Consider the following 15419-nt stretch of genomic DNA (forward strand, 5'->3'; position numbering starts at 1 on the left):
TTATGAGACAGTTTTTTCTTTTGTTTTCTTTCTTTTTGGCTTCTTGCGGTTCTGTAGTGAAGGAGCCTGATTTGTCTTACAAAGCTGACTTTGATGTTGGTTTGGTTGATAAGGTTGATTCATATTTCAAAGATCTGGCGTCAAAGAGAAGTTTTGAGGTGTTTGAAAAGAATCGAAGAGAGATGCGTGCTATATCTCAAGGTCAGGAGGCATTTTATATATCATATTATTCGAGTGATAGGACGTCTCCGATATTGTGGGTTTCAAATTCTGGGGCCGGGAGTGTGTTGTATCTAGGTTTACTATCTAACAATGATGTCTCAGAAGATGACGTTAACAAACTAGCTAAGTTGATCGTGAGTGACTTGAAGCGAATGTATGGTATTGATTTGGTACCTATTGTTGCTGAGAATTGATTATTGTTGTCGCTGATTTTGTACGTTTCGTTGAGCTAATGTTGAGAGTTGGTTCTTGATTGTTTGATCGACTTGGTCTATTTTCTATTGCTTCGTCCAAAGCTACGTGCATCAATTTTTGTTGCTTGCTTTTCTATTGAGCGTTCATGACTTGGTGGAAAATTCTGTCACGCATCAGTGTAATGTGGTTAGGTGTCTATATAACCTCTATGTATCTTTGAACTTCAGGCATGGCAGTTAAGCCATGCCAACTGCAAATCTGAAAGTCTATTCGCATGCGCTATTGCATAGTTTTACCGCTTGGACTTTCATTTTTCCATTCATACAACCATCAATATAGAAACGAGCCTTACTACCGGCATGGTATGCTGATAGAATCATTGACATCATTTCGTCAGCTAGACGGTGGTTAGTTGGCATAATAAATCCATCGCTGGGGCAGCTTTCCACACGAAGATTTTCATTTGTCCAAATATAGAGTTCAGAACCCTCCCAGCCAGTGGAAAGTTGACGGATAGTCACCACCCCCGTTTCTGTGCCTGCATGTGTGAGTGGAGCTGAAATAAATGCAGTTAATGCCAGTGATTTAATAATTTTTTTCATGTGAATAAATTTCGGTTGGTTAATAATTAATACTATTTTAACAGAGTTGGCTGATAATCGAAGCGGTTGTATCGTCAGGCTGGGTGAAAGTTTTCATGCTGATTTGAATTTGAGACAGGTGTCTAACTTTTTATTGATGCCTTATGTAAGCAATATGTGCGGCCAATTTCTTGTGTCTGGGTGTGATGTTGGCAATATGATTTTCATATAATGCTTCAGTTCAGAAATGCTGAAATCCGGTTTGCGGTAAATCGAGTGGCTGGCCATTTTTTTGCAAGGTGACGCTCGGGTGGCTGTTTGCCTTTTTAACTTCACCAATACAGTGTACGCCAGGGAATTGTTGCTGCAATGCCTGCATGGCGCTGGCTTTCTGTGGGGCAACGCTAAAAAATAATTGATAATCATCGCCGCCACTCAAACATAGCGGCCAGCGTATATCGTCGTCATTAACCGCGGTTTTCACTTTATCAGCATCAATAACCATATTGACACCCGAAGCACGGGCAATATGACCAGCGTCTTGCAGTAGGCCGTCACTAATATCCAAACAAGAGGAGGCGATACCGCGTAATGCTATGCCAAGTTTGGTATGTACAGTCGGAAAATAATACTGACTGGCCCAGCCCTCACTGTTGGCTGGTGTTTTAACCACGTCAGGCAGGGCTAGGGCGGCAGCGCCTAGCGGGCCCGACAGCCACAACTGATCGCCGGCTTGGGCACCGTCACGGCGCAAGGCGGTGTCCTTATCGACCCAGCCTTGCACGGCAATGCTGATTACCCGCTGCAGGCCTCGGGTGGTATCGCCGCCAAGCAGTTGCAAATTCAATAGATGCGCATGCTGGCGCAGCCCTGCTGCAAAATCTTCCAGCCAATCGCGATTAGCGTCGGGCAAGGTCAAAGCCAGATGAAAGCCTTGTGGTGTAGCGCCCATAGCGGCCAAATCACTGGCGGCACAGCGCAAAGCACGGGCGGCAATCAGCTGAGCGGGGGCGGTGGCGGGAAAGTGCACATCGGCCACTTGTGTGTCGATGCTTTGTACCAGCTGAGCGCCAGCGGGCGGAGCAACGATGGAAGCATCGTCGCCCACGGCTAGCAGGGTATCTGCCGATCGCGGATAGCCATCGGCAAAAAAGCGGCGAATCAGAGCGAACTCAGTACCACTCATAGCCTGAACTTCATGCTCTGATTCTCATGCTACAGCTTGCTTGGATTACTGGCGCTTGCTGCGCAGCTCAACCGTGCGGCTGCGCTGTGCCAAGCGATCCAATACACCGTTAACAAACTTGTGTGCATCGGTGGCGCCAAAGGTTTTGGTCAGCTCAACCGCTTCGTTGATTACCACCTTGTAGGGCACGTCGATGCGGTGCAGCATTTCAAAGGCACCGAGGCGCAAGATAGCCAGCTCAACCGGTGTCATTTCTTCTAATGCACGGTCCACCAGGGGCGACAGATGGTTGTCCAGCTCCTGCTTGGCGCGTGGCACTCCGAACAAAATCTCGTGGAAATACTCCAGATCGACGCTGCTCATGTCGTTGTCGGCGCGGAATTCGGCCTCAATTTGTGCCAGGTCGGCACCGGCCAGCTGCCATTGGTAAATGGCTTGTACAGCATAACGACGGGCTTTTCGTCGCGCGGCTGCGCTGGGCTTGTTTTTGCCGGAAGTGCGAGACATGCCGATCAGGCCTCCATTGCTTGCAGCAAAGACACCATTTCAAAAGCCGACATGGCAGCTTCTTCGCCTTTGTTGCCGGCTTTGGTGCCACTGCGCTCGATGGCTTGCTCAATGCTGTCGACGGTTAATACGCCAAACGATACCGGAATACCGGCTTCCATTGAGGCTGATGCCAAGCCTTTGGTGCACTCGCCTGCAACGTATTCAAAGTGCGGTGTACCGCCACGAATAACCGCGCCTAAGGCGATGATGGCATCGTATTTTTGGCTTTCAGCGGCTTTTTTTACGACCAGTGGAATTTCAAACGCACCCGGAGCACGAATGATAGTGATATTTTCTTCTTCAACTCCGTGACGCAGCAGTGAGTCCACGGCACCTTCCAGCAGACTTTCAACAACAAAGGCATTCCAGCGGCCAACAACAATGGCATAACGACCGTCGTTTGGCGTCAGATTTCCTTCAATGGTTTGAATATGTTTCATAAAATTTCCAGTTGCAGTTATTCGCTGAAAGGGATGTATTCGGTGATTTCTAGATCAAATCCGGAAATACCACTGTATTTTGTTTCAGAACTCAGCAGGCGCATGTTTTTAACATTAAGAGCACGCAATATCTGCGAGCCGGTACCTATGGTTAAAAACGCTCCTGAGCTGTCAGTATTGGGGCTGCGGCTCGGTCGGCAGCGACCAAAATGTTGATCCAGGCTGTCGTCGATCAGCTCACCTTGTCCGGCGGACAATAACACCAGTACGCCTTTGCCTTCGGCGGCAATGCGTGCCAGTGCTTTAGTGGATGACCAGCTTTCTGAATCTGATTTGCGCACACCCAATACGTCGCGCAGCACTTGGGTGTTTTGCACCCGTACTAGGGTTGCATCATCAGGTGTGATGTCGCCCAAAGTCATGGCCAAATGCACTTCGTTTTGAATGGTGTCGCGGAAGGTATGCAGAGTAAATTCACCAAACTCGGTATGCACCGCTTCTTGGTTGAGTAACTCAATGGTTTGCTCATTGGCAATCCGGTAATGAATTAAGTCAGCAATGGTGCCGATTTTAATACCGTGTTTTTCGGCAAATTTTTCCAGCTCAGGTCGACGTGCCATGGTGCCATCGGGATTCATAATTTCGACAATGGCAGACGAAGCTGTTAAACCTGCCAAGCGTGCTAAATCACAGCCGGCTTCGGTATGGCCAGCGCGGCTTAGCACACCACCTGGGCGAGCACGCAACGGGAAGATATGGCCAGGTTGGACAATATCTTCAGGTTTGCTCATGGCGTTGACGGCGACACGAATGGTGTGGGCGCGGTCGGCGGCGGAAATACCTGTGGTGACCCCTTCTGCGGCTTCAATCGATACCGTAAAGGGGGTGGAAAACTTAGCGCCGTTGCCGGTGACCATGGCGGGTAGGCCAAGGTAATCACAGCGTTCGCCGGTCAAGGTCAAACACACCAGGCCACGGGCTTCGGTGACCATGAAATTAATGATTTCAGCAGTGACCTTTTCGGCGGCAACAATAATATCGCCTTCGTTTTCGCGATCTTCGTCATCCATTAAAATGACCATCTTGCCGTCGCGAATGTCTTCAATAATGTCTTCGATCTTGTTCAGTGGCATAACCGTTATTTCCAGAATCCATGTTCAGCGAGAAAAGCCGGTGATAAACGGCTGTTGGCTGCTTGGCTTGCATCGCCTTTGAACAGCTGCTCGAGATAGCGGGCAATAATATCAACTTCTAGATGCACTTGCTGGCCTACCCGGGCGTGGAACAGAGTTGTTTGCTCGGCGGTATGGGGCACGATATTAAGCTCAAAGCCCTGCTCACAAAGGGCGTTGGCGGTTAAGCTGATGCCATCGATGGTGACTGAGCCTTTGGCGGCAATGTATTTCCGCAGTGCTGCCGGAGGCTCTAGGGTAAAGCGTATTGAGCGCGCATCGGCGTGGCGATTAATAATGCGAGCGACGCCATCAACATGGCCTGTCACCATATGGCCGCCCATGCGTGTGGCTGGGGTTAAGGCCTTTTCCAGGTTCACCCGCTGGCCCGTTTGCCAGTCGCCGATCAAGGTATGCTGCAGTGATTCACGTGATACATCGGCGCAAAAGCCATGGCCAGGTAATTCCACCACCGTCAGACAGACACCATTGGTAGCAATAGAATCACCCAATTGCACGTCACTTAGATCGAGTGCGCCGCTGTTGATGGTCAAGCGAATATCGCCCTGGCGCTGCTCAACACGCGCGACTGTGCCTATGGCTTCGATTATTCCGGTAAACATGACGCTCCCGTCAGCAGGATGAGCCCGATGGGGCCCGTAAAATAAAACGAATATCTTCGCCGACCTGGCGTACATCGTGCCAGTGCCAACGTAATTGCTGCTGCATTTGCTCAAACGGCAAGGATAGCAGCGGCCGCGCCTGGCTACCGAGCAAGGTCGGCGCCTGATACAGCACCAGTTCATCGACCAGGCCGGCATGAACAAAGGCACCGGCCAACTGAGCGCCGCTTTCGATCAGTACTTCATTGCAGCCTTGCTGAGCGAGCTGTCGTAACAACGCCTCAAGATCAACATGGCCGTTTTGTTCAGGCGCTTGCCATTGGTGCAGTTCACCCAGTTCGCTTGCTCTTTGGGCATCAATGGCCGAGCGAGTGGAGGCCCACAGTACGTCACCGGGTTGTTGTAGCAAACGGCAATTTAGCGGCAAACGCTGCTGGCTATCGACCACCACGCGCAGTGGTTGCCGCCATAAGTGCTCGGCTTGCTCTATATGACTGTCATCAGGTCGCACCGTCATGGCTGGATCGTCGATCAGTACTGAGTCGACACCGGTAATAATGGCGCAGCTGCGGGCACGCCAATGCTGCACATCGGCACGGGCGGCGGCACCTGTTATCCACTGGCTGTCGCCGTTAGCCATGGCGGTGCGGCCGTCTAAGCTGCTGGCCATTTTTATCCGCACCCAAGGCAAACCGCTGGACATGCGTTTTAAAAAGCCCAGGTTCAGCTCTTGCGCCTGGCGTTGCATAACGTCTTCAATCACCTCGATACCGGCATCACGCAAACGCTGATAACCTTGGCCGGCCACTTGCGGGTTGGCATCGCGACAGGCACCAACGACACGTTGCACACCGGCCTGAATCAAAGCGTCGGCACAGGGCGGAGTACGACCCTGATGGCTGCAGGGCTCTAAGGTGACATAGGCGGTAGCCCCACGGGCTTGCTCACCGGCTTGTCGCAAAGCGTGCACTTCGGCATGAGGGCCGCCCGCTTGTTGATGCCAGCCACGGCCAACGACTTGACCTTGCTGCACGATAACGCAGCCCACTCGCGGGTTAGGGCTGGTGGAATACAGGCCCTGCTGGGCCAGTTGCAGCGCCTGCGCCATAAAAACTTCATGCGTCATAGGGCTGACCTGGCAGATTGGCTTCGGCTGGGCAGTCGGTATCTGAAATGCGCTCAATTTCGGCGCGGAATTCGTCCAAATCCTGGAAGCTGCGATAAACAGAAGCGAAGCGAACATAAGCCACTTGATCGAGCTGACGCAGCTCTGTCATCACCCATTCGCCCACCACTCGGCTGTGTACTTCACGCTCGCCGGTGCTGCGTAACTGATGCTGAATGCGGCTAAGGGCTGCCTCAATGGCTTCGATACTGACCGGGCGTTTTTCCAGCGCCCGTTGAATGCCACTGCGCAGCTTGTCTTCGTTGAAGGGTTCACGCGTGCCGTCGGTTTTAACGATGCGCGGCATCACCAATTCGGCGGTTTCAAAGGTGGTGAAACGTTCTCCACACGCATTGCAGGCGCGGCGACGACGAATCTGTTCGCCAGCAGCGACCAAACGTGAATCAATCACCTTGGTTTCCGGATGAGCGCAAAAAGGGCAATGCATGGTAAAGAGCGACTTCTAATTTGGGTGAGCAAAAGTTGCGCGATTTTAGGGCAGTTGGCGCCAGAAGACAAACGAAAGTCGGTTATTGAGAGAAAGAAGCTGTGTGGGGGAAGGGTGCCGCATGGCTAAGCCATGCGGCGGTTCGCTCAGTCAGGAGAACCAAGCGAACGGGGAGGCTTAGTTCACCTTAGCGAAGGTATCGGTGATCTTACTCTCAGGTGCTGGTGTTGCCAGGCTAACAGCGACAATGGCCACAGTCGCTGCAATAAAGCCAGGCACGATTTCATACAAATCAAACACACCGCCAGTCAGTTGCTTCCACACCACCACGGTCACACCACCAACCACAATGCCTGCCAGGCAGCCAAACTTGTTCATGCGACTCCAGAACAGCGACAGAATCACTGCTGGGCCAAAGGCGGCACCAAAGCCAGCCCAGGCGTAGGATACTAGGCCTAGCACTGTGCTATCTGGGTTGAGGGCCAGTGCCCAAGCAATGATGGCAATCACGGCTACTGCAAAGCGGCCAATTTTAACCAGGGTCGCTTGATCGGCATTTTTGTTGATCAACGACTTATAAAAGTCTTCGGTCAGTGCAGATGATGACACCAGCAATTGTGAATCCGCGGTTGACATTACAGCTGCCAGAATCGCTGCCAGCAGGATACCGGCAACCAATGGGTGGAACAGGGCTTGTACCAGCTCCATAAAGACGGTTTCAGCGTCGGCTAACGGGGTATCAAAGTAACCGATACCAGCCACACCAACGTAGAACGCACCCATCAAGCCGATAAAGGTCCAGGTCACAGCAATACGACGCGCGGTTTTGACTTCTTCGCGGCTCTTAATGCCTTTAAAGCGTGCCAGAATATGAGGCTGACCAAAGTAGCCCAGGCCCCAAGCTGCTAACGACAGGATGCTGATCCAGCTCAAGGCGTTACCACTGGTATCGGTCCAGATATCAAGCATCTCTGGGTTTTTAGCTTGCAATAGTTCAGTCGGGCCAGCGCCAACAGCACTGAAGGCAGCAATAGGTACTATGATCAGCGCCGCTGCCATTAACAGACCCTGCACTAAGTCGGTCCAGGAAACCGCCAAATAGCCGCCAAACAAGGTGTAAGACACAACGGCAATGGTACCTATGGTCACCGCATAGGTGTAATCCAGGCCGAATACGGTTTCAAACAGTTTGCCGCCTGCGACCAAGCCAGAGCTGGTGTAGAACAGGAAGAACAACAGGATGAAAAAGGCAGAGATCACGCGAATCGCTGCTTTGTCGCCAAAGCGGTTGCTGAAGTATTCAGGCAAGGTCAGGCTGTTGTCCGCCAGTTCGGAGTACACCCGCAAGCGCGGTGCTACGATCAGCCAGTTTAAATAGGTGCCCAGTAACAATCCACCGGCCAGCCAAGATGCTTCCCAGCCAGAGGCGTAGGCGTAGCCTGGCATCCCTAGCAATAACCAACCTGACATGTCTGATGCACCCGCCGACAAGGCTGATGGCCAAGCCCCCAGTGAGCGCCCGCCGAGGATGTAGTCGGAAAGGTCGTTGGTTTGCCGATAGGCCCAAACACCAATGGCAAGCATCGCTGCCAAGTAGGCGGCAAAGGTAATTAAAATTGAAAAGCTCGTACTCATACTGCGCTCCTGTTTCTCATTGTTATAGTTCGCCGCTGTGACTCATTCAGCCATCACAGGGCGAGAGTACTGCCGGCAAAGAGAGAGCACCTCGCCGGCAGGGATTAAGCAGCGACTGTGAGATCAGTCATCTGCCTGTAACGACAGCAGTGAGGCATTGCCGCCCACCGCTGTGGTGTTGATGGTACGCACTCGCTCAGTAGCAAAGCGCTTAAGATAGTTAGGGCCACCGGCCTTTGGACCTGTGCCCGACAAACCGCGACCGCCGAAGGGCTGCACGCCGACAACGGCACCAATCTGATTACGGTTGATATAGCAGTTACCCACACGTACTCGTGATTCAATATAGGCGGCGGTTGCTTCATTGCGACTGTGAATGCCCAATGTCAGACCATAGCCTGTGGCATTAATGTCGTTGATCACTTGATCCAATTCGTTCGCTTTGAAGCGATGAATATGCAATACCGGACCAAACTGCTCACGTCCAAGATCAGCCAGCGATGAAATGCCGATCGCCACCGGTGCCACAAAATGACCATGGGCACACTGCTCAGGCAATTGTGCTTCGGCCAGAATGCGGCCCGCCGCGCGCCAGCGTTCAACATACGAGGTCAGGTTGGTTTTTGCTTTGTCGTCGATCACAGGACCACAATCTGTGCTGTAGTTTTGCGGATCTCCAATGTCGATACGCTGCAGTGCACCGTCAATCAGCTCAATAATGCGATCGGCAATGTCATCCTGGACGCACAATACGCGCAGCGCTGAACAACGCTGGCCGGCACTGGCAAAGGCCGAATGCATGACGTCGGCGACAACTTGCTCGGGCAGCGCAGTAGAATCAACGATCATGGCGTTTTGACCGCCGGTTTCGGCGATAAAGGTCGCCAAAGCGCCTTCACGCTCAGCCAAGGTACGGTTGATGAGCTGTGCGGTTTCGGTTGAACCAGTAAAGGCAATGCCGGTCACACGGCTATCCGGTACCAAGGCGCTACCAATGGTGGCACCTGAGCCAGGCAGATAGTGCAATACGTCTTTTGGAATACCGGCTTCATACAACATTTCAATGGCGCGGCCAGCAATCAATGAGGTTGATTCGGCAGGTTTTGCCAGTACGGTATTACCCGCGACCAGAGCAGCCACGACTTGGCCCATAAAGATGGCCAATGGGAAGTTCCATGGGCTGATACACAGGAACACGCCACGGCCTTCGTAGTAGTGCTCGTTGCTTTCACCCGTTGGTCCTGGCAACGCCGTTGGCAATGCCATGTTTTGACGTGCTTGCTGGGCATAGTAACGACAAAAATCAACCGCTTCGCGGATTTCATCGATGCTGTCTTGCAGGCTCTTACCCGCTTCGCGGGCACACAAGGCCATCAGCTCATCGGTGTGCTTTTCCATCAGATCGGCCATGCGATCGAGGCAGGCAGCACGCTCAACCACGGCGGTGCGGTTCCACTTGAACCAAGCTGCATCGGCAATACCCAAGGCTTCCAATGCTTGATCAGCTGTGGTCCAGGTGACGTCACCCACCACTTGGCGCTGGTCGAACGGGCTCAGCACTGGGTGTTTTTCACCACCATCAGTGGCCTTGCCGTTGATAATGGGCTTTAGGCTCCATTGTTTATCATCAAAGGCGCGAATGCTGTTGAGCAAAGGCTCACGTTCAAATGCAACGGACAAGTTATACCCCTGGGAGTTACTGCGTTCAGTGCCGAACATTTCGCTGGCACGAGGAATTCGTGGGTTGCGGAATACCGCATGGCGGGATGCCAACGCCACGGGTGATTGCACCAGATCGGATACCGGTGTTTCGGCATCAACCAGACGGTGAACAAACGAAGAGTTAGCGCCATTTTCTAGCAAGCGACGCACTAAATAGGGCAGCAAATCTTTATGTGCCCCAACCGGCGCATAAATACGTACGTTTACACGATCTTGGCTTAGCAGGTTGTCGTACAGCGCATCGCCCATGCCATGCAGGCGCTGGAATTCAAAGGCGCGACCCGGGTTCAGTTGTGCCAGTTCAGCGACGGCGGCCACTGTGTGGGCATTGTGAGTGGCGAATTGTGGATACAGGTTGCCAGTCGTTTGCTCAGATAGCAGATATCGCGCGCACACCATATAAGAAACATCAGAGTTTTCTTTGCGGGTGAACACCGGGTAGTCGGCCAAGCCTAGCTGCTGGGAGTGCTTGATTTCACTGTCCCAGTAAGCGCCTTTTACCAGACGGATGGGGATTTCATCGCCTTGCTCACGCGCCAGTGCATTGAGGAAGCCCAGTACCGCTGCGGCACGTTTTGAATAGGCTTGTACCACTAAGCCAAACTTATCCCAACCTTTAGCCACCTGACTGTTATAGACCTGTTGGAACAGGCGCATAGACAGCTCTAACCGATCGGCTTCTTCAGCATCGATGGTCAGAGCAATGTCGTGGCTGCGCGCTTCGCGCACCAGATCACTAACACGGGCTGCCAGCTCTTCCATCACAGCGTGCTGGTGCGACTCTTCATAGCGCGGGTGCAGTGCCGACAATTTAATCGAGATGCTGGGCGCTGGGCGATCATCGCGCCATTGGCTCTTGCTGTCGGCCAGGGCTTTGATGGCATCCATATAGGCATTGAAATAGCGCTCGGCATCGGCGTCAGTAAAGGCCGCTTCACCTAACATATCGAATGAATAGGTGTAGCCTTTTGCCCGATAGGACTTACTGTTCTTGATGGCCTCGGTGATGCTGCGACCCAATACAAACTGCTTGCCCATGATCTTCATGGCTTGGTTCATGGCGGCACGAATCACTGGCTCACCGGCACGTTGAATCAGCCCAGACAATAAGTTGCCAGGCGAACTTTCGCGATTGGAAATACCAGTGACTTTACCGGTCAGCATCAAGCCCCAGGTGGAGGCATTGACCAGCAAGGAGTCGGAACGCCCCATATGCTCGTCCCAGGCGGCAGCAGATAGCTTATCGCGGATCAGTGCATCGGCGGTTTCAGCATCTGGCACACGCATCAGTGCTTCGGCCAGACACATCAAAATTACGCCTTCTTCGTTGTCGAGGCTGTATTCTTGCAGCAGCTTATCAACGGCGTGGGCGACATCGCCTTCAGCACGAATGGCCTCAACAATTCGGCGGGCTCGCACTTCGGTTTGATGGCGAATATCGCCATTTGGCTCTGCCAGCTCTACCAGCTGGGCCATATAGCTGTCTTCGTCTACCGCGTATTGTTGCTCAATGGCCTGGTACCAGTCGGCCGGGCTCATCGCTGCGGCATCGGCAAACAGTTGAGAGACATCAAAACCGCTCATCGCGCACTCCTGTTAGTTGTTATGGCGGCATCTGGCCGCACGTGTTGCACAGTTAACGATCAAAGGTACGCGCGCAAGAGCGTCAAGACTTGTCAGAATATCCGGCAGTTTTGTCAAAAACTCCGATAATCGCCTGATTGATTGAAGTTTGTACTACTTTCGTCGAAGTTGACCCGGGGACAGGTCGAAGCGTGCTTTGATGGCGTGGTTGAGTGCGCTTTGGTTGGCAAAGCCGGTTTCTGCGGCGACGGCACTGATGCTCATGGAGGAATTTTGTAGCAGCCAGGCAGCCTGCTGTACACGCTGCTGCAACACATATTGATACGGCGTCATGCCGGTCAATTGGCGAAAGCGCAGGTGAAATTGGCTGCTGCTCATATGGCAAGCGCCAGCCAGTTCATCAACGCTGAGCTTGTCGGTTAGGCGTTCAGCAATCAGTTGATCCAGCATGGCCATATCGATGCGACCGCTACTGGTTTGCTGTGGTTGGCGATACGGCGCAATACGATGAAACAAGCTATGCAGTAACAAACCACTGATGTGCTGCTGTAATGGCAAGTCGTAGGGGCGGCTGTTCAACTCGGACGCCAGACTGGCCACTAGAGAGCGCAGGTTGTCGTCTAAATCGATAAATCTAGGTGTGGCAAACAGCTGTTGGAATAAGCTGGCGTCGATTAACAGCGGTGATTCGGCTTTTACCGTGACATCAATAATCACCACCGCATTGTCGCCATCGCCATGGAACGAATGCTCGCAATCGCTTGGTAGTAAGCAGCCGTGTCCCGGACCAAAGCGGCGTTGTTGGGCCGGTGGCAATTCAAACCATACCTGGCCATGCAGACCGATCACCACCTGATGGTGATGATGGCGATGACGATGTGCTTCTGTGGCTAAAGGTTGTACGCGACAGGCGCCAATGCTCCACATGATCAATTCCAATTGTGGCTCATTACAAGAGCGGTCAATGCGGGTGTGTTTGTTCGTCAGTGCCAGCATGGCTGCCAGCACTCAAACATAGAATAGGCGCAGTATATCGCTGGCTGGTGAAAAAGAGAGCCTTGGCTTAATCACAGCAACCTAAGGTCGCCACCTTAATAAGCAAGGCTGATGATGAACAGTCGTAAAATCACCTGAGCAAACTACTGTCTTAAGGCGTTCTGGCCTTGCTTTGCCGTGGTCAATTGAGAGGATAACTGTGCAGTGCCGGGCTAAGCAGATCCAACCAAAGTTGCAGCTGCTGCGGCAGTGGCTGACCGTCTGGAGCAAAGTGGTCAATCTGCCCCCAGCGTTCAAAGCTGCTGTGACAAAAACAGGTACTGATGTCGTTGTAGTAGAGGCAGCGCTTGCCTGTCACAGCGACCACCCAAAAACCGCAGCCTTCATCGCCCCACGGGTGTTGCTGCCACAATTCTGGCCAGGGCAGGCGAATCATACGCCACAGGCTTTGCAGCTCATGGGGCAGTTGTTCGACCTGTTGCAATACGGCATGCAGTTCAGCGTCGCTGATCGGTGTCCATTGATCGGCCATAGGCTGACTCCTTACTCGAAGCCGACCAAATTAACGCGGGGTTGTGAAGGTAAAATGACAACGGGCCGCAGAGCGGCCCGTTGCAAACAAGTCACCAGCTGGTCGACTTATTTATACACAGGGAAACGCTCACACAGAGCAATGACCTTGTTTTTCACTTCTGCTTCAACCTGCTCTGAAGTGCCGTTTTCTAAGGCATCCAGTACGTCACAGATCCAACCGGTCAGTTCCACCGCTTCTGCTTCACCGAAACCACGGCTGGTGATGGCTGGTGTACCCAGGCGCAGGCCAGAGGTTACAAATGGAGAGCGTGGATCGTTAGGCACCGCGTTTTTGTTGACGGTGATATTGGCACGGCCCAGGGCTGCATCGGCGTCTTTGCCTGTATATTCCTTGCCAATCAGGTCGACCAGGAACAGGTGGTCATCGGTGCCACCGGAGACAATGTTGATGCCGCGATCGATAAAGGCTTTGGCCATGGCTTGGGCGTTTTTCACTACTTGAGCCTGGTACGCCTTGTAGTCATCGGACATGGCTTCTTTAAAGCACACCGCTTTTGCAGCGATAACGTGCATCAACGGACCGCCCTGCGACTCTGGGAATACCGCGAAGTTAAGCTTTTTATTCAGCTCTTCATCTTCTTTTGCCAGGATCAGACCGCCACGTGGGCCGCGCAGGGTTTTGTGAGTCGTGGTGGTTACCACATCGGCAATACCCACTGGCGACGGATATACACCGGCAGCAACTAAGCCGGCAATATGGGCCATATCGACAAATAGGTAAGCACCGACAGCATCGGCGATATCACGGAAACGCTGCCAATCGACTACACGGCTGTAAGCAGAGAAACCAGCAACAATCATTCTTGGCTTGTGTTCGTGCGCCAGACGCTCAACTTCTTGGTAATCGATTTCGCCGGTTTCGGCATTGAGGCCGTATTGCACTGCGTTATAGATGCGACCGGAGAAAGACACCGGAGCACCGTGAGTCAAATGGCCACCATGCGCCAAGCTCATACCGAGAATGGTGTCACCTGGCTGACACAAGGCCATGTAAACCGCAGCATTGGCCTGTGAGCCTGAGTGTGGCTGTACATTGGCGTATGGGGCGCCGAACAGCTCTTTGGCGCGGTCGATGGCCAGCTGTTCAACCACGTCAACATGTTCACAGCCACCGTAGTAGCGCTTGCCAGGGTAGCCTTCGGCGTACTTGTTGGTCAGTTGCGAGCCCTGAGCTTCCATTACCCGGGGGCTGGTGTAGTTTTCTGAAGCGATCAGCTCAATGTGGTGTTCCTGGCGGGCATCTTCCGCCTGCATTGCTGACCACAGATCCGGGTCAAACTCCGCTATGTTCATATCACGGCTAAACATCAGGGCTTCCTCATGCTATCTGGCAAATTTTACGGGCCGCCATTCTAACGTAAAAGCGTCGCCGCTGGCACTTGAGAAGCCATCATCTTGCCGTGACTGGCGTTCATAGTGGCGCTGTCGTCGGCCTCAGTCTCAGACTAAGGAATGAAGGTGGCTGGAGAGTTATCGCTTCAATGTTACTGCTCGATTGAGAGGAAATGTCAGTCTGGCTGGGCTGGCACCGAAGGAGGAGTGGGGGCTGAGATTCCTTATCAGCCCCAAGTATTGCTGAGTTACTGGACGCCGTATTTTTTCATAATGGCATCAAAGGTTCCGTTTTCCTTGATCGCTGCCAGTCCTTTATTAAATGCATTAATCAGCTCTTCGCTGCGCGCGTTGGCAATGCCTGAGGTGACGTGCAGTTTATTTTCCGACAGAGAATTGCTGGTAAAGCGGAATTTGCTGGCATCAAGGCCGGCAGCGGTCATTTGCGAGCGTGCCACAATTTCGTCTTCCAGCGTCATATCAATACGGCCCGCCATTAATTTACGTAAATTGGCCGCCATATTGTTGGCTTCTGGGCGCGAGAAGTTAGGAGCGTTAAGAAACTCGTCGCCATAGCCGTAACCGCGCACAATCCCCACCGACTTGCCGTCCAGGCTGCCCATGCCGTTGTACTCAAAGTCACTATTGGCTTGAGTAATAAATTTCACCTGATTAATGGCGTAGTGATCGCTGTAACGTAAATAAGAAGAGCGCTCGTCGGTGTACCAAGTGCCGATGAGGAAATCGACATTGCCGTTTTTCACTTCTTCAACGGAGCGAGCCCAGGGCATGATCTTCATTTCAAAATCGTAGCCTTGGGTTTTCATGGCGGCACTGACAAGCTCAACGGAAATACCTGGCGGGTTACCTTCTTGCACAAAAGGTGGCCAGGGGTCTTGAGCGGCGGTGACGGTATCTGCGCTGCTGATCAGCGGCAGCAACAGTAAGCTGACTAACAATGTGAGTGTGCGCATC

The 15419-nt window shown here is 52.7% G+C and carries 15 protein-coding genes; 1 reads left to right on the forward strand and 14 read right to left on the reverse strand.

Annotated elements, in window-relative coordinates; genetic code table 11:
* Positions 1 to 2 precede the first annotated feature (2 nt).
* Positions 3 to 416, forward strand: a complete 414-nt coding sequence (locus AC55FS_RS06425; protein WP_496935248.1) for a hypothetical protein — start codon at positions 3 to 5, stop codon at positions 414 to 416.
* Positions 417 to 683: 267 nt separating this feature from the next.
* On the opposite strand, the gene AC55FS_RS06430 is transcribed toward AC55FS_RS06425, so the two are convergent.
* From AC55FS_RS06430 to AC55FS_RS06495, 14 genes are all read right to left on the reverse strand, one after another.
* Complete coding sequence (locus tag AC55FS_RS06430) at positions 684 to 1019, reverse strand: hypothetical protein (protein ID WP_496935249.1); 336 nt, start codon at positions 1017 to 1019, stop codon at positions 684 to 686.
* A 220-nt stretch (positions 1020 to 1239) separates the two neighbouring features.
* On the reverse strand, positions 1240 to 2184 hold the full coding sequence (gene thiL, locus AC55FS_RS06435; protein WP_496935250.1) for a thiamine-phosphate kinase: 945 nt from the start codon (positions 2182 to 2184) through the stop codon (positions 1240 to 1242).
* 45 nt (positions 2185 to 2229) lie between these two features.
* Positions 2230 to 2691: a transcription antitermination factor NusB gene (nusB, locus tag AC55FS_RS06440; RefSeq protein WP_496935251.1), complete on the reverse strand. Its 462-nt coding sequence runs from the start codon at positions 2689 to 2691 to the stop codon at positions 2230 to 2232.
* Positions 2692 to 2696: 5 nt separating this feature from the next.
* Positions 2697 to 3173 carry a 6,7-dimethyl-8-ribityllumazine synthase gene (gene ribH / locus AC55FS_RS06445; RefSeq protein ID WP_496935252.1) on the reverse strand — a complete coding sequence of 159 codons (477 nt, stop codon included), beginning with the start codon at positions 3171 to 3173 and terminating at the stop codon, positions 2697 to 2699.
* Positions 3174 to 3190: 17 nt separating this feature from the next.
* Positions 3191 to 4306, reverse strand: a complete 1116-nt coding sequence (ribBA, locus tag AC55FS_RS06450; protein WP_496935253.1) for a bifunctional 3,4-dihydroxy-2-butanone-4-phosphate synthase/GTP cyclohydrolase II — start codon at positions 4304 to 4306, stop codon at positions 3191 to 3193.
* Between the two features lie 5 nt (positions 4307 to 4311).
* The gene (locus AC55FS_RS06455; RefSeq protein WP_496935254.1) at positions 4312 to 4968 is read right to left on the reverse strand and encodes a riboflavin synthase; all 657 of its coding nucleotides are present in this window, start codon (positions 4966 to 4968) and stop codon (positions 4312 to 4314) included.
* A 10-nt stretch (positions 4969 to 4978) separates the two neighbouring features.
* The gene (gene ribD / locus AC55FS_RS06460; RefSeq protein WP_496935255.1) at positions 4979 to 6094 is read right to left on the reverse strand and encodes a bifunctional diaminohydroxyphosphoribosylaminopyrimidine deaminase/5-amino-6-(5-phosphoribosylamino)uracil reductase RibD; all 1116 of its coding nucleotides are present in this window, start codon (positions 6092 to 6094) and stop codon (positions 4979 to 4981) included.
* Entirely contained in the window at positions 6084 to 6581 is a 498-nt protein-coding gene (nrdR, locus tag AC55FS_RS06465) for a transcriptional regulator NrdR (RefSeq protein WP_496935256.1), read from the reverse strand. Before nrdR ends, ribD begins: the two co-directional genes overlap by 11 nt.
* A 177-nt stretch (positions 6582 to 6758) precedes the next feature.
* A complete protein-coding gene (gene putP / locus AC55FS_RS06470) occupies positions 6759 to 8216 on the reverse strand; it encodes a sodium/proline symporter PutP (RefSeq protein WP_496935257.1) in 1458 nt (485 codons plus the stop codon).
* A gap of 123 nt (positions 8217 to 8339) precedes the next feature.
* A complete protein-coding gene (gene putA, locus AC55FS_RS06475; RefSeq protein ID WP_496935258.1) occupies positions 8340 to 11522 on the reverse strand; it encodes a bifunctional proline dehydrogenase/L-glutamate gamma-semialdehyde dehydrogenase PutA in 3183 nt (1060 codons plus the stop codon).
* Positions 11523 to 11675: 153 nt separating this feature from the next.
* Positions 11676 to 12518: a helix-turn-helix domain-containing protein gene (locus tag AC55FS_RS06480; protein ID WP_496935259.1), complete on the reverse strand. Its 843-nt coding sequence runs from the start codon at positions 12516 to 12518 to the stop codon at positions 11676 to 11678.
* A gap of 181 nt (positions 12519 to 12699) precedes the next feature.
* The gene (locus AC55FS_RS06485) at positions 12700 to 13050 is read right to left on the reverse strand and encodes a hypothetical protein (RefSeq protein WP_496935260.1); all 351 of its coding nucleotides are present in this window, start codon (positions 13048 to 13050) and stop codon (positions 12700 to 12702) included.
* Positions 13051 to 13157: 107 nt separating this feature from the next.
* Entirely contained in the window at positions 13158 to 14420 is a 1263-nt protein-coding gene (glyA, locus tag AC55FS_RS06490) for a serine hydroxymethyltransferase (RefSeq protein ID WP_496935261.1), read from the reverse strand.
* 272 nt (positions 14421 to 14692) lie between these two features.
* Positions 14693 to 15418, reverse strand: a complete 726-nt coding sequence (locus AC55FS_RS06495; protein ID WP_496935262.1) for a transporter substrate-binding domain-containing protein — start codon at positions 15416 to 15418, stop codon at positions 14693 to 14695.
* Between the last annotated feature and the right edge of the window lies 1 nt (position 15419).

This window comes from Bacterioplanes sp. CLAM21 (assembly GCF_059641015.1).

Bases quoted from the DNA above. Each gene is read 5' to 3' on its own strand.
- AC55FS_RS06455 (WP_496935254.1), bottom strand. From the start codon at position 4,968: ATGTTTACCGGAATAATCGAAGCCATAGGCACAGTCGCGCGTGTTGAG.
- ribBA (WP_496935253.1), bottom strand. From the start codon at position 4,306: ATGCCACTGAACAAGATCGAAGACATTATTGAAGACATTCGCGACGGC.
- thiL (WP_496935250.1), bottom strand. From the start codon at position 2,184: ATGAGTGGTACTGAGTTCGCTCTGATTCGCCGCTTTTTTGCCGATGGC.
- AC55FS_RS06495 (WP_496935262.1), bottom strand. From the start codon at position 15,418: ATGCGCACACTCACATTGTTAGTCAGCTTACTGTTGCTGCCGCTGATC.
- nrdR (WP_496935256.1), bottom strand. From the start codon at position 6,581: ATGCATTGCCCTTTTTGCGCTCATCCGGAAACCAAGGTGATTGATTCA.
- putP (WP_496935257.1), bottom strand. From the start codon at position 8,216: ATGAGTACGAGCTTTTCAATTTTAATTACCTTTGCCGCCTACTTGGCA.
- AC55FS_RS06430 (WP_496935249.1), bottom strand. From the start codon at position 1,019: ATGAAAAAAATTATTAAATCACTGGCATTAACTGCATTTATTTCAGCT.
- ribH (WP_496935252.1), bottom strand. From the start codon at position 3,173: ATGAAACATATTCAAACCATTGAAGGAAATCTGACGCCAAACGACGGT.
- AC55FS_RS06480 (WP_496935259.1), bottom strand. From the start codon at position 12,518: ATGCTGGCACTGACGAACAAACACACCCGCATTGACCGCTCTTGTAAT.
- glyA (WP_496935261.1), bottom strand. From the start codon at position 14,420: ATGTTTAGCCGTGATATGAACATAGCGGAGTTTGACCCGGATCTGTGG.
- AC55FS_RS06485 (WP_496935260.1), bottom strand. From the start codon at position 13,050: ATGGCCGATCAATGGACACCGATCAGCGACGCTGAACTGCATGCCGTA.
- putA (WP_496935258.1), bottom strand. From the start codon at position 11,522: ATGAGCGGTTTTGATGTCTCTCAACTGTTTGCCGATGCCGCAGCGATG.
- ribD (WP_496935255.1), bottom strand. From the start codon at position 6,094: ATGACGCATGAAGTTTTTATGGCGCAGGCGCTGCAACTGGCCCAGCAG.
- AC55FS_RS06425 (WP_496935248.1), top strand. From the start codon at position 3: ATGAGACAGTTTTTTCTTTTGTTTTCTTTCTTTTTGGCTTCTTGCGGT.
- nusB (WP_496935251.1), bottom strand. From the start codon at position 2,691: ATGTCTCGCACTTCCGGCAAAAACAAGCCCAGCGCAGCCGCGCGACGA.